Here is a 13607-nt window from a genome sequence, read left to right as displayed (position 1 = left end):
ATGTGTCGCTGACCGTGGAAAAGGGCGAAGTGGTCGGCCTGCTGGGCCCCAATGGCGCGGGCAAGACCACCTCGTTCTACATGATCGTGGGCCTGGTGCGTGCCGACGCCGGTGAAATTTCCATCGACGGCCAGCCGATCGAGCACATGCCGATTCACCAGCGCGCCCGGCTGGGGCTGAGCTACCTGCCGCAGGAAGCCTCGATTTTCCGCAAGCTCACGGTGGAGCAAAACGTGCGCGCCGTGCTCGAATTGCAGCAGGACGACGCGGGCAAGCCGCTCGGCCAGGCCGAAATCGACCAGCGGCTCAATGCCTTGCTGAAAGATCTGCGGGTCGACCATTTGCGCGACTCGCCCGCGCCTGCGCTGTCAGGCGGCGAGCGCCGCCGCGTCGAGATTGCGCGCGCACTGGCAACCCAGCCGCGCTTTATTTTGCTCGACGAGCCCTTTGCCGGCATTGACCCGATTGCCGTGATCGAGATCCAGCGCATCATCGGTTTTCTGAAAGCGCGCGGCATTGGCGTGCTGATCACCGACCACAACGTGCGTGAAACGCTGGGCATTTGCGACCACGCCTACATCATCAGTGACGGCCATGTGCTGGCCAATGGCACCCCGTCCGAGATCGTGGACAACGCCGATGTTCGCCGCGTTTACCTCGGCGAACACTTCAAAATGTAATGACTCCCCCCCGTTGCTTGCTCACTTCGTGTAGCCGCCTCCCCCCTCAGGGGGCCGTCACCTGCGGCCCGGCAAAGCCGGTTCCGCGGCGCGTGCTTGCCAGATGCGCGAACACCCTTCCCCGCTCGTGCAAGTACCGGCCGCGGAACTGGCTTCGCCAGGCCGCAGGCGGGGCGGCCCCCTCGGGGGGCAGCGAACCACACGCAGTGGGGAGCGTGGGGGCAGCATGAAGCAAGGCCTTTCCCTTCGCGTCTCGCAGCACCTGGCGCTCACGCCCCAGCTGCAGCAGTCGATTCGCCTGCTGCAGCTGTCCACGCTGGAGCTGAGCCAGGAAGTCGAGCAGATGCTTGATGAAAACCCGTTTCTGGAAATGGCTGAAGAGGCCGCCGTGCGCGAGGACTTTGGCCTGGAGCAGACCGATACGCCGGTCAGTCAGGACAACCGCGAGTTTGAGTCTGCTACTGTTTCAATAGCTTCTGGTGCAGATGGGACACTGGCTGCAGGCCAGAATGACTCCGAATCCAGCGCCGAGTCCAGCCAGGAGCCCACGCTGGAAGAAAGCTGGGAAGGCGACGGCTCGGTCGAGTCCTCGCCCGACGACAGCGAGTGGGGCGGCGACGCGCCCGCCCGCAAGAACAACCTCGACGACAGCGACGCCGAAGCCTCCGACCTGGCCGGTGCCCACGAGACGCTGCAGGACCATTTGCACCGGCAGGCGCTCGGCCTGCGCCTGTCCGAGGTGGACCGTGCGGCGCTGCATTTCCTGATTGAGTCGCTCAATGACGACGGCTACCTCGAAGACAGCCTGGCCTCGCTGGCCGCAGGCCTGGCCGGCAGCGATCTGGAGCAGACCGAGGAACTGGAGCAGCATTTCGCCATGGCCCTGAAACTGCTGCAGCACATGGAGCCGGCCGGTGTGGGCGCGCGCCACCTGGCCGAGTGCCTGAGCCTGCAGCTGCGCGATGCCGATCCGTGCATTGAAACCCGTGCCGCCCTGGCCATGTGCAAGCAGCCCATGGAATTGCTGGCCAAGCGCGATGTCAAGCGCCTGTCGCACCTGTGCGGTTTTGCGGAGGACGTGATCAAGGGCGCCATCGCCGTGATTGCGCGGCTCGACCCCAAGCCCGGGCGCCGCTTTGTCAATGTCGAGCGCAACCTCATCGTGCCCGACGTCATCGTCGTCCAATCGGGCCGGGGCTTCAAGGTCTCGCTCAACCGCGAGGTCATGCCCCGCCTGCGTGTGCAGGACATGTATGCCAATGCGCTCAAGCAGCACAAGGGCCAGGGCGGGCAGGCGCTGCAGCAGCGGCTGCAGGAAGCGCGCTGGTTCATCAAGAACATCCAGCAGCGCTTTGACACCATCCTGCGCGTGAGCAGCGCGATTGTGGAGCGGCAAAAGAATTTCTTCACCCACGGCGAGCTGGCCATGCGCCCGCTGGTGCTGCGCGAAATTGCCGACGAGCTGGGGCTGCACGAGTCCACCATCTCGCGCGTCACCACGGCCAAGTACATGAGCACGCCGTTCGGCACCTTCGAGCTCAAATACTTCTTTGGCTCGGCGCTGGGCACCGAAACCGGCGGCAATGCTTCCAGCACGGCGGTGCGGGCGCTCATCAAGCAGTTTGTCGCGTCGGAAAGCGCCAAAAAGCCGCTCAGCGACAATCAGATTTCCGAAATGCTCAAGGAGCAAGGCATTGAATGCGCGCGCCGCACCGTGGCCAAGTACCGGGAAGCCCTGCGGATTGCGCCCGCCAGCCTGCGCAAGGCCTTGTGAATGTCGCCCCCACGGTCGTTCGCTTCGCGTAACTCCCTGCCCCCCGAGGGGGCCGCTGCGCCTGCGGTCTGGCAAAGCCAGTCCCGCGGCCCCTTTTTGAACACTATTTATCCGTTCGCCCTGATGTGGCCAAGGGTTCTACCCAACAAAGCGGCGGATCTTCACGATCAGCCCAGCATAGTGACATAACTTATGAACCAACTCCAACTCTTCCTCCCCTGCGCCGCCGGCGTCGAAGCCCTGCTGGCCACCGAAGTCCAGCGCATCACCGGCACACAGGGCAAAGCCTGGCGCGCCGGCGTGCAGCTGCAGGGCTCCTGGCGCGACGCGATGAAGCTCAACCTGCACAGCCGCCTGGCCCAGCGCGTGCTGATCGAGCTGCAGCACAGCCCCTACCGCAGCGAGCAGGACCTCTACAACGCGGCGGCCAGCGTGGCCTGGGAAATCTGGTTTACGCCCAAGCAGACCTTCAAGGTCGAGATCACGGCGCAGCACAGCCCTCTGACCAGCCTGAACTTTGCGGCGCTCAAGGTCAAGGACGCGATTGCCGACCGCTTTCGGGCCAAGTACGACGTGCGCCCCGATGTCGACACCCACTGGCCCGACGTGCGCGTGTATGTGCACCTGACCACCGATACCGTCACGATTTACATCGACACCTCGGGCGAGCCGCTGTTCAAGCGCGGCTGGCGCGAAGACAAGGGCGACGCCCCGCTCAAGGAAACCCTGGCCGCCGCCATGATTGCCGCCAGCGGCTGGGACCAGCTGTGCAAGCAAGGCGTGCCGCTGTACGACCCCTGCTGCGGCTCGGGCACCATCGCCATCGAGGCCGCGCAGATTGCCTGCAACATCGCGCCCGGCATCAACCGCAAGTTTGCCTTCCAGAAGTATTTGCCGTTTCAGGGCCATGTCTGGGAAGGCCTGCTCGACCAGGCCGAAGCCGCCATCACCGAGCCCACGGCGCCCGTGTTTGGCAGCGATGTCTCGTTCCGCATGGTGGACTTTGCCGAGCGCAATGCCGAACGCGCCGGTGTGGCCAACGCCGTGCAGTTTCGCGGCGGCGACGCGCTGCAGCGCATGCCGCCCGCGCCCACCGGCGTGATGCTGGTGAATCCGCCGTATGGCGAGCGGATCGATGTCGCGGGCGTAGCCGGTATTTCGGGTGTTCAGAGCCGCCATCAGCGCGACGAACGCGGCCAGAACGTCGATGACTTTGGCCAGCCGCTGCGCCGCCCCGAGGTGGCTGCCGACACCCCGCGCGACCGCTCCGCCAACCCCGGGCGCGAACAGGCGCAGGACGCCTGGGGCGAAGAAGCCTCCGACTTCTTTCCGCAGCTGGCAGCGCACTGGAAGAAGCACTACGCCGGCTGGACCGCCCACATCCTGACGCCAGACCTCAAGCTGCCCAGCAAGATGCGCCTCAAGGAATCGCGCCGCGTGCCGATGTGGAACGGCCCGATTGAATGCCGGCTGTTCCGTTTTGACATGGTGGCCGGATCGGCGCGCGGCAAGCCGGCGGATCAGGCGGCTGACCAGGCGGCCACGCCACGCCGTGACGACTAAAGAACGCCAGCCCATCGTGCTGGACACCAACATCGTGCTCGATGTGTTTGTGTTCAACGATGTGGCGGCGCAGCCGCTAAAGGTAGCGCTGGATGCCGGCGCGCTCGACTGGATCGCCACGCAAGCCATGCGCGACGAACTGGCGCGCGTGCTGGCCTACCCCCAAATCATGCCGCGCCTGGTTTTTTACCAAATGACTGCGGAGCATGTGCTGGCGCAATTTGACCGCCACACCCGCCTGCTGGCGGTGGCCGTCAAAGCCCGCCTGACCTGCAGCGACCCCGACGACCAGAAGTTCATAGACCTGGCCGTGGCCGGCCAAGCCCTGCTGCTGAGCAAGGACAGGCATCTGCTTTCGATGTCAAAAAGGCTGATAGCCTATGGTGTTCGGGCGCAGGCAGCTATTTAATTTATAGCGTCATGGCTTGGGTTCAGCCCCGCCGCCGTGCCGCGCTGCATGTTCACCCGCTGCAGCAGCACCAGCCCGATGACAAAAAAGCTGCCGGTCGCCAGGATCGCCAGCCGGTGGTTGTTGTGGGTGAGCCAGGTCACCAGGCCGTAGGTGATGGGACCGATGATGGCGGCCAGGCGCACGGCAAAGGTCCACAGGCCAAAAAACTCCGCCAGCCGCGCCGCCGGAATCAGCGTGCCGGCCATGGCCCGGCCACCGCTTTGCGACGAACCCATGGCCAGGCCCGCCAGCGTGGCGGCCAGCCAGAACATGGCGCGCGTTTCGGTGAACGCGGCAATCAGCACCATCCCGATCCAGACCAGCAGCGTCGCGGCCAGCGCGCGTTTGTGGCCCATGCGGTCCTGCCAGTAGCCAAACGCAAACGCGCCGACCGCCGCCGCGATGTTGACGACAAACACCAGCGCCATCGTCTCGCTCTGCGAGAACTTCATCGCCTGGTCGGCATACACCGCCGCCAGCGCAATCACCACGGCAATGCCCGCCTGGTAAAACACCGCGCACAGCAGCAGGCGCCTGAAGTCGGTGTAGGGCTGCGCCTGCTGCCAGCTGCCCACCAGTGCGGCCCATGCAGAGGTTTGGGCGTGCGCCGCAGCGCGCTGCGGCCGGGCGCGTTCCCTGAGCAGCGCAAACGTGACCAGCGCGGCCGCGCCATACACCGCTGCCGTGATCAGCATCGTGACCGGCACAAAATCCGTCGCCGCCTGCCCCTGCGCTTGCGCGTGCAATACATAGGCCAGGCACAGGCCCAGCGACAGCATGCCGCCGAAGTAGCCAAAGCTCCAGCCCCAGCCCGACACCTTGCCCATCGCCTCATGGCGCGCCAGCTCGGGCAGAAAAGCCGCCGTCAGCGACTCGCCCACCGAATAAAAAAAGTTGGACAGCACAATCGCCGCCACCGCCAGCCACAAGTCGCCGCGCCCCGTCAGCGCCAGCGCCGCCGTGGTCGCCACGCAGGCCACCGTCGCCACCATCAGCAGGCGGCGCTTGGCCGCGTGCGCGTCGGCCCATGCGCCCAGGGCGGGCATCAGCACCAGCACCAGCAGGTTGGATGCCGACAGCGCCAGCGTCCAGGCCAGCGTGCCCCATGCGGCCCCGTTGGCCACCACGCCAATGAAATACACATTGAACACCGCCGTGAGCACCACGGTGGTGTAGCCCGAGTTGGCAAAGTCGTACATGGCCCAGCCAAAGACTTCCCGCTTGGCCACGCCGGGCTTGAGTGCTGCGCTGTCAAAAATCGCCATGGTGCTTTCTTTCTGGATAAGGGTCGGCAAGTGTGCGGCAGATGGTAACGCCAGTTTAAGCATCAAATCAGGCGATAGTCCAATGAAATCAAGCGTAATATGCTATTTAATTCATAGCAATCCTCGTGCCTGTGGTGGCGCAGCAGGCTGTCCCCGCGCTGCCGCTGACGCGGCGCCGCAGCCACGTCATCACGCAGGCGAAAGCCGTGCGCGCTGGCGGGCGGGCAATCCATGCGGCTGAAACGGCGCGGCAGATACACTCTTGCATCATAAGAGCCTCATGGGAGGCTCAGGACTGCACCCTTATGACGACATCATCCCTTCCCCCTGTCACCCTCGTTACCTCCGCCGATACGCCGTGGATGGAAACCGAAGACTTCGACGAGCTCGACGCCATCCTGGACGAGCTGCGCAGCCGCTACGACGAAACGCCGCAGTGGGAATTCTGCGAAGGCTTCATGGCCGCCGTGATCTGCTCGCGCCGCCCGATTGCCGCCGGGGAATACCTGTCGGTGCTGCTGGGCACGCCCGCCGAAGGCGAAGAGGCCGATGAGGAAAGCGGCTCGTTTGCCAGCGATGAACAACGCGAACGCTTTCTGGCCCTGTGGAACCAGCGCTGGAACGAAGTGGTGACCGCGCTCGACGCCGAAGTGAACTCACTCGAAGACGATGCCTGCTACCACCCCGAGGTCATGGACATTCGCGGCGCCGTGGCCGACATGCCGCCCGAAGAGCAGGCCGCTTTCAAGGACGAAGACCTGCCGGCCTTTGCCCAGGTCTGGGCGCTGGGTTTCATGTTTGCCGTGGAAAGCTGGCCCGACGAGTGGATGGCGCCACGCGACAAGGACGCCGCCAAATGGCTGGACGGCGCGCTGCAGGCCATCGTGGCCATGACCGAAGACGACACCGGCCCGTTGGAAGTGTCGCCGTTGAGCGAAGAAGGCACGCCCAGCACCAGCATCGCCCGGCTCAACGCCTTCGGCGAAGCGATCTGGGCCGTGTACGACCTGCGCGAGCTGTGGAAAACCATGGGCCCCAAGGTCGAAACCATCCGCAAGGAAGCCACGCCGGGGCGCAATGATCCTTGCGCTTGCGGGAGCGGGAAGAAATACAAGAAGTGTTGCGGGGCGTGAAGCGTCTGGGGTGCTGAAAACCAGGCTTGAGTGCTTCTGATTTTGTAGCGGCTGGTGCCCGTTCAGGCAGGGCTATCGCATCTAGATCAAGACCCCTCTGAGAACGGTCTCCATGTAGGCCTGATCCCAGCCTGCGCGCCGACGTTTGCCCTGCATCCCGAGTTTTTAGTTGTTTCCTGCTTGAGCTGGGTCAGCGCCATGCGCCGTATGCAAGCGAGATTGGCTGGCGCATTGTCTTTGCGCACCTGACAGGCATCTGTCGGTCATGCCAACGCAGCAGCAGCGTGACCGCCGTGGGGCTGCTCATGAGCGTGGCGCGCAGTGCACGGCAGCACGCGCGATTTTTTAAAACCGGGCATGAATAGGCGCGCCATTCACTTCAAAACGGCGCAATGCAAAGCCATCGCGCCAGCGGCTTTGTGGATTCATACGGATTTCTCCTTGTTTGAGTGCGTTTTGGCGCGGGCACAAGCAGAGGCCAGAGCCCTGCCACGGTCGCTCCTGTCAGTTGACGTCTGGCTGTAATTTTGCCTTCGCATGCCAAGAGTCTGCTCGCGGTCTTCGGTGTCACAATTCCCGCTGCGTGACAACTACGCGTTGTTGCATTCCCGGCCCTTTCCATCCTTGAGGACGCCTGACACCGTGCATCCAATTCGACCCATTGATCCCGTCATCACGTTTCGCAATAGCCAGGGAGAGGCCGTACGCGGCACTCTGACCAACGTGCAGCGCCGCTCGCTGGTCGTGGAAATCTACAACCCGTACTCGATCGTCCAGGTCAGCGAGGTGCTCAGCGACCTCAATGTTCGCTCGGGAGAGCGGAGCATCTACAAAGGCAAGGCGGTGGTGACCAGCTTGCTCAATACCGGGCTGATGGCGGTGGTGTCGGTGGTGCTGATCGACGAGTGGTCTGACCTGAATGTCGTGCGCGGGGACTTGTCACGCGTGGCCGACGAGGCGCAGCGCTTTGTTGAGGACTGGGAGAGCCGTTTTCGTATTGGACGCAGCTATCAGGTGGCGATCAGCGAGTTCCGCGCCTTCCTTGCAGAAACGGCGCGATGGGCCGATCAGGCCGACATGTCCGATGTCCTGCCGCGCGATGCGGATGGACGAATCCGGGCAGACGTGTTTCATGATCTTGCCAAACCGATCATGCAAAAAGGCAACGAGTACTTTATCTGGCTACAGGAAGAGGGATGCTTGGTCCAGCCCGAGGATTCGGTAGTCCACCGCAACTTCGCGCAGACTGCGCTGCACCCGCTGCTGCTGCGCGCACCATTTGTCTACCGCACCTTTGCCAAGCCCTTGGGCTACGCGGGCGACTATGAAATGGTTAATCAGATCATTGGTGATCCGCGCCAGGGCAACAGCACCTACTTTCAGATCATCAACTCGTTCTTTCTGAAGGCGGCGGTGGCGGAGGCGCACCGCAACCGTATTGATATTCTGGTCGATTACCTGATGAAGGCCGCCGCCACGGCACAGGCCCAAGGCCGACAGGTCAATATCCTCAACGTTGGCTGTGGCCCGGCTGTTGAGATTCAGCGCTTCATCGAACAGCACCCCAACCCCGACTCAATTGCCTTTACCTTGATGGATTTCAGCGAAGTAACGCTGGACTACACCAAGGCGCGCATCCAGGAGGTGAGCGAACGCACAGGCAAGAAAGTGGCAGTCAAATATGTGAATGAATCGGTGCATCAGCTGCTAAAGCGCGCGTCAAGGCGCGATGACCTGCTGCAGGATACGACCTTTGATTTTGTTTACTGCGCCGGCCTGTTTGACTACCTTTCGGACAAAGTCTGCTCGCGCCTTTTGCAGTATTTTGTCAGCCGTACCAGCTTTGGCGGCACGGTGATGGTGACGAACGTGCATGCCCGCAACCCGCACAAGAACGTGATGGAACACCTGCTCGAATGGCATTTGATCTACCGCGATGAAGCCAGCTTTGCGGCCGTGCTGCCCGAGCCGCGTGACAACACGCGCCTTTTTACCGATGAAACGGGCGTCAATATTTTTGCCGAGTTCCAGGTTCCCAAACCTGTCTGAATGATCAGCAACATTGTGCGGCGCGAAAAATACGGTCCTTACCACCTGGAGATGAGCGATTTCCGCCTGGCCTACAGCAAGGCGGGCGCAATCGTCTCGGTGGTCTTGGTGATGTTCGGTGCAGGACTGGACTATTCAATCTATCCAGCACATTTTGCTGAATTTGCATTGGCACGTGTAGTTACGTCAGCGTTGACATTACTGGTGCTCTGGCTCCTGAGCCGCTCTTCCCTGGGTCAAAAAAACGTCCCCGCACTCACGCTGCTCTGGCTAGCGTTGCCGCAGATCATGATTTCTTGGATGATTTGGCAAACCGACGGGGTGGAGTCGATCTATTTTGTAGGTTTGCACTTGGCCTTATATGCCACAGGGATCATTTTGCCCATCGGTTTTTTGGAGAATGTAGGCTTCGGCTTGTTCACTTATCTGCTTTATTTCCTCGCGTGTTACTGGCACCCTCAAGGCTTGGAAAACACCAACCGATTTGTCGGTGTATCGCTGTTTATCTTGTTCTCAGCCTCGGTAAGTGCTTTTTGCACCTATTTTAACGAACGCGGTCGCCTGAATGTGTTCCGTTTGCAGCATCAAGTTGCCGAGAAAAACATTGCCCTGGAAAGGGCCAACGAGGTTATGGCTGAAACCAACGCCGCCCTCGCCGAAGTCAAAGGCCAATTGATCCAGCGCGAAAAAATGGCGGCCCTGGGCACCTTGTCGGCGGGTTTGCTGCACGAGGTCAACAACCCGGTGAACTACAGCCTGATGGCGATCAACATGGCCTTGATGGACCCGGCTGCGGCGCAAAGCACCGACCTCAGGGAGAGCCTGACCGACGCGCGCGAGGGCATGCAGCGCGTGCAAAACATCGTGTCTGACCTCAAAACCTTTGCCTACCAAAAGCAGGGCGTTGACAGCGAGCGCCTGTTTCTGCTCGAAAAGGCCATTCAGTCGGCCCTGCGCCTGACCAGCTTTGAACTCAAGGGCGTGGCGGTGGAGCTTGCGCTGCCGCAAGACACCCATGTGCTGGGCGATGAGCCGGCCCTGATTGGCGTGCTGATCAACCTGCTGAGCAATGCCGCGCTGGCGCTGGCAGGCGCGGGGCGCGAGCAGCCGCGCATTTCCCTGCGCGCCGAACACCGCAACGGGCGGCTCTGGCTGGCGGTGCGCGACAACGGCACCGGCATTGCGCCCGAGAATATTGGCCGCGTGCTGGAGCCCTTCTTCACCACCCGCGATGTGGGCGCCGGCCTGGGCCTGGGGCTGAGCATGAGCTATGGCATCATCCAGCGCCACGGCGGCCTGCTGTTGGTCAGCAGCGAGTTCGGCGCGTGGACCGAGTTTTCCCTTGACCTGGCGACGCCCCAGCCCTGAACGACTGCCATGTCCCTGCCCCAAGTTCCCCAAGCCCTTCAATTCCCCCAGGACGCCCGCGTGATCCTGTACGTTGACGACGAGCCCCAGGCGTGCAAGTGGTTTGCCCGCCTGTTCGGTGGTGAATTTGCCATTCTCACGGCCGGCGGCGCTGATGAGGCGCTGCTGGCGCTGCGCGAGCGCGGCCCGGAAATCGCGGTGCTGGTGACCGACTACCGCATGCCAGGCCGCGATGGCCTGGCCTTGCTGAGCGCGGCCCAGCGCGACCACCGGCATGTCGTGCGGCTGCTGGCCACGGCCTATGCCGAAAAAGACGTGGCGGTCGCGGCCATCAACCAGGGCCGGGTGATGCGAATCCTGGAAAAGCCGTTGGACGATACACAGGTGCGCGAAGGACTTCGCGAAGCCCTGGACATCTACCGCCAGCGCGAGCGCGAGCATTCCCTGGTTGAAGGCCGGGCCGCCGCGATGCGCGAGACGCTGGGCTTTCTGGCGCACGAGTTGAACACGCCGCTGGCGACCGTGCTGGGCTACATGGAGGCGCTCAAGGACCGGCACCGCGCCCCTGCCCCGGATGCAGCGCCTGGCTTCGCACAGATCGCTGAAAAACGCGCTGGCGATACGCTCGCGATGATCGAGGCGGCCGAGCGCCGGGCGCTGTACGCGATGTCGCTGGTAGCCACCTTTGTGCAGTCCGCGCGCGACGCCTATCCGGGTGCCGTGACGGCGCCACTGCCGGCGAGCAGCCTGGTGAACGCGCTGCTCAACGAGTATCCGTTCGAGGGCGACGAGCGCGCCTGGGTCCGCTGCGATCTGACTGCCGATTTTTTTCTGCCGGGGCAGCGCGACCTGCTTTACCTGGTGCTGTGTACCCTGACCAAAAACGCGCTGCTTGCCTTGCGCGGTGGCCCACAGCCGAGCTTGCGCATCACGCTGGAGAAGGGCGTGATGGCCCCGGACGGCGCGCCGCAAACGGCCATACGCTTCACCGACAATGGGCCGGGCATTGCGCCCGAAATTCTTGCGCGGCTGACGCGCGAGCCCGTGACCACGCGCGCCACGCAGGGCGGCAGCGGCATGGGGCTGCTGTTCTGCCGCCGCGTGGTGCAGTCCATGGGCGGGTTGATCGAGGTCTGCTCCGAGCCGGGCTGCGGCGCCAGCGTGACGCTGCTATTCAAATCTGACAACAACCTGGAAGGGGCTGAACCATGAGTCCAGACAAAATTCTTTTCGTGGACGACGAACCCATGGCACTCAAATACTTTGAGCGCCTGGTCAGTCCCCTGGCGCCCGTGATCACCGCGTCGTCGGTGGAGCAGGGCAAGGCTGTTTTGCGCGAGCGCGGCGGCGAGATTGCGGTGCTGGTGTCAGACCAGCGCATGCCCGGCGCCCGCGGCAACGAGCTGCTGGGCTACGCGCGCGAATTCCATCCGGGCATTGTGCGCATGCTGACCACGGCTTACTCGGAACTCGGCGAGGCGATCGAGCCCATCAACAGCGGCGAAATCTACCGCTACATCACCAAGCCATGGGACATGGGCAGCCTGCACGCCGACCTCAAAAATGCGCTGGAGCTGGCCAATCTGCGCAACGAGCGCGACCACCTGGTGCGCGAGAAGCTGCTGGTGCAGCAGCAACAACTGGTGGGCAGCCGACTGGCCAGCCTGACGATGCTGAGCGCCGGCGTGGTGCGCGGCGACAGCAGCGCGGCCATGCACCGCTATGCACGTGCTGCGCTGGCGGCGGGATGCAACGCGACGCCCACGCCCTGGCACCAATGGGATCACGCCGGCCTCTTGCAAGCCGAGGCGCAGCGCGGCATAGCCATTGCCCAGAGGCTGGGGCGCTGGCAGGCCGAGTTTGGCGACGACCGCACGCCCGGGGCCGCCTTTGCGCAGCTGGCGCGGGCGCTGGGCGCACAGGCGCAAGGTGCGGGCGTGCACCTGCCCTCGGCCGCGCCCCTGACCGCCTTGCTGGACGCCGCACCGGGCCAACTGCCGCAAGCCGTTGATACGGCCTGGCTGGCATGGCTGCTGTGGTGGAACGCGCCGGTTCAGGTCTTGTCAGAGGCGGGCGGGTGGACATTGCAAGCGCCTGCCGCCGGCTTGGCCGAGGCTGCGCTGCCGGCCGACTGGCTGGAGCGAATGATCGAGCAACTGGCGGAGCGATAGGCTGGCGCCCGCCAGCCAATGACCTGAGGCAAGGGCAGGCGCGGCTGGATGTGCCATGCTGCGAGGGTCAACACGCCAAGCGTCGGCCCCGGTCTGGCACAGGTTTCCTTGCAACCGAACCACAACTTTATGCGCCACCATCCCACTGCCCTCAAATTCCTCCAGCCCGGCTGGTTTGTCATTGTCATGGGCCTGTCGGGCCTGTCGCTGGCCTGGCACAGCGCGGTGCCGATTTTGGGCGACACGGCGGGCGCAGGGGCGATGGTGATTGGCGCGCTGGCGGCGCTGGTGTTCATGGTGCTGGCCGGGCTGTCGCTGCTGCGCTGGCAGCGTTATCCGCAGGCGCTGGCCGACGACCTCAAGCACCCGGTGCGTCATCCCCTGGTGGCGGCGCTGCCGGTTTCGCTGATGTTGCTGGCCACGGTGGCCACCGCGTTGACGGGGGTCAGTGCACCCGCCAAAGTGCTGTGGGTGTTGGGCTCGGCCTGGCAGCTCGGCGTGACGGTCTGGGCGCTGTCGCGCTGGCTCAAAGGCAACAAGGAAGGCGGCCTGGTGTGGCCCAGCCTGACGCCGCTGATGCTGATTCCGGTGGTGGGCAATGTGTTGCCGCCGCTGGCCGGCGTCGCGCTGGGTTTTCCGGCGTGGTCGGCGGCTCAGTTTGGCGTGGGCGTGCTGCTGTGGCCGGTGCTGCTCACGCTGCTGGCCGTGCGCGTGGGCGTAACGGGCATGTGGCCCGAGCGGCTGCTGCCCAGCACCTTCATCGCGGTGGCACCGCCGGCCGTGATCGGCCTGGCCGCGCTGCAACTGGGCGCGCCGCTGCTGGCCTGGGCCGCCTGGGGCATTGCGCTGTTTTTTCTGGCCTGGTCGGCCAGCATCTTCAAGCGTGCCATTTCGCAGCCGTTTAGCGTGACCTTCTGGGCGCTGTCGTTTCCGCTGGCGGCACTGGCCGCGCTGACGCTGCAGCTGGCGCCCCATGCCGCCCGCTGGTTTCAGCCGCTGGCCATGCTGGTGCTGGCGCTGGCCACGCTGGTCATTGCCGCGCTGTCGCTGGCCACCGTGAAGGGGCTGCGCGAAGGCACGCTGCTGGCGCCCGAGCCGGTCGCGATGATCACGCCGGCCAGCGCGGCGCCCGACCAGGCGACGCGGTAAGGCC

11 protein-coding genes are annotated in these 13607 nt (G+C 64.0%); 10 read left to right on the top strand and 1 reads right to left on the bottom strand.

Annotated elements, in window-relative coordinates; translation table 11 throughout:
- From lptB to Q8K05_RS18380, 4 genes are all read left to right on the top strand, one after another.
- Positions 1-680 (top strand): LPS export ABC transporter ATP-binding protein (lptB, locus tag Q8K05_RS18395; protein WP_305248124.1); only part of this gene is annotated, 680 nt, incomplete at its 5' end.
- A gap of 226 nt (positions 681-906) precedes the next feature.
- On the top strand, positions 907-2454 hold the full coding sequence (locus Q8K05_RS18390; protein WP_305248122.1) for an RNA polymerase factor sigma-54: 1548 nt from the start codon (positions 907-909) through the stop codon (positions 2452-2454).
- A 192-nt stretch (positions 2455-2646) separates the two neighbouring features.
- A complete protein-coding gene (locus Q8K05_RS18385; protein ID WP_305248120.1) occupies positions 2647-4017 on the top strand; it encodes a class I SAM-dependent RNA methyltransferase in 1371 nt (456 codons plus the stop codon).
- Complete coding sequence (locus Q8K05_RS18380; RefSeq protein ID WP_305248118.1) at positions 4007-4426, top strand: putative toxin-antitoxin system toxin component, PIN family; 420 nt, start codon at positions 4007-4009, stop codon at positions 4424-4426. The genes Q8K05_RS18385 and Q8K05_RS18380 overlap by 11 nt, the downstream gene beginning before the upstream one ends.
- On the opposite strand, the gene Q8K05_RS18375 is transcribed toward Q8K05_RS18380, so the two are convergent.
- The gene (locus tag Q8K05_RS18375) at positions 4423-5733 is read right to left on the bottom strand and encodes an MFS transporter (RefSeq protein ID WP_305248116.1); all 1311 of its coding nucleotides are present in this window, start codon (positions 5731-5733) and stop codon (positions 4423-4425) included. The two genes, Q8K05_RS18380 and Q8K05_RS18375, sit on opposite strands and share 4 nt — an antisense overlap.
- Positions 5734-6038: 305 nt before the next feature.
- On the opposite strand from Q8K05_RS18375, the gene Q8K05_RS18370 reads away from it, so the two are divergent.
- From Q8K05_RS18370 to Q8K05_RS18345, 6 genes are all read left to right on the top strand, one after another.
- Positions 6039-6866 carry a UPF0149 family protein gene (locus Q8K05_RS18370; RefSeq protein ID WP_305248114.1) on the top strand — a complete coding sequence of 276 codons (828 nt, stop codon included), beginning with the start codon at positions 6039-6041 and terminating at the stop codon, positions 6864-6866.
- 642 nt (positions 6867-7508) lie between these two features.
- On the top strand, positions 7509-8915 hold the full coding sequence (locus Q8K05_RS18365) for a methyltransferase domain-containing protein (RefSeq protein ID WP_305248112.1): 1407 nt from the start codon (positions 7509-7511) through the stop codon (positions 8913-8915).
- Positions 8916-10283: a sensor histidine kinase gene (locus Q8K05_RS18360; RefSeq protein ID WP_305248110.1), complete on the top strand. Its 1368-nt coding sequence runs from the start codon at positions 8916-8918 to the stop codon at positions 10281-10283.
- Between the two features lie 9 nt (positions 10284-10292).
- Positions 10293-11495, top strand: a complete 1203-nt coding sequence (locus Q8K05_RS18355) for a hybrid sensor histidine kinase/response regulator (protein WP_305248108.1) — start codon at positions 10293-10295, stop codon at positions 11493-11495.
- Positions 11492-12454 (top strand): response regulator, encoded by a 963-nt coding sequence (locus Q8K05_RS18350; RefSeq protein WP_305248106.1) that lies wholly within the window; start codon positions 11492-11494, stop codon positions 12452-12454. The genes Q8K05_RS18355 and Q8K05_RS18350 overlap by 4 nt, the downstream gene beginning before the upstream one ends.
- Before the next feature lie 129 nt (positions 12455-12583).
- Entirely contained in the window at positions 12584-13603 is a 1020-nt protein-coding gene (locus Q8K05_RS18345; protein ID WP_305248104.1) for a C4-dicarboxylate ABC transporter, read from the top strand.
- Positions 13604-13607: the final 4 nt, after the last annotated feature.

Source organism: Polaromonas sp., assembly GCF_030682935.1.
Taxonomy (GTDB): domain Bacteria; phylum Pseudomonadota; class Gammaproteobacteria; order Burkholderiales; family Burkholderiaceae_C; genus Polaromonas.
The sequence above is the reverse complement of the archived record's forward strand: the minus strand, read 5'-3'. Positions and strand labels throughout refer to the sequence as shown.

Bases quoted from the DNA above. Each gene is read 5' to 3' on its own strand.
- Q8K05_RS18390 (WP_305248122.1), top strand. From the start codon at position 907: ATGAAGCAAGGCCTTTCCCTTCGCGTCTCGCAGCACCTGGCGCTCACG.
- Q8K05_RS18385 (WP_305248120.1), top strand. From the start codon at position 2,647: ATGAACCAACTCCAACTCTTCCTCCCCTGCGCCGCCGGCGTCGAAGCC.
- Q8K05_RS18375 (WP_305248116.1), bottom strand. From the start codon at position 5,733: ATGGCGATTTTTGACAGCGCAGCACTCAAGCCCGGCGTGGCCAAGCGG.
- Q8K05_RS18370 (WP_305248114.1), top strand. From the start codon at position 6,039: ATGACGACATCATCCCTTCCCCCTGTCACCCTCGTTACCTCCGCCGAT.
- Q8K05_RS18360 (WP_305248110.1), top strand. From the start codon at position 8,916: ATGATCAGCAACATTGTGCGGCGCGAAAAATACGGTCCTTACCACCTG.
- Q8K05_RS18355 (WP_305248108.1), top strand. From the start codon at position 10,293: ATGTCCCTGCCCCAAGTTCCCCAAGCCCTTCAATTCCCCCAGGACGCC.
- Q8K05_RS18350 (WP_305248106.1), top strand. From the start codon at position 11,492: ATGAGTCCAGACAAAATTCTTTTCGTGGACGACGAACCCATGGCACTC.
- Q8K05_RS18345 (WP_305248104.1), top strand. From the start codon at position 12,584: ATGCGCCACCATCCCACTGCCCTCAAATTCCTCCAGCCCGGCTGGTTT.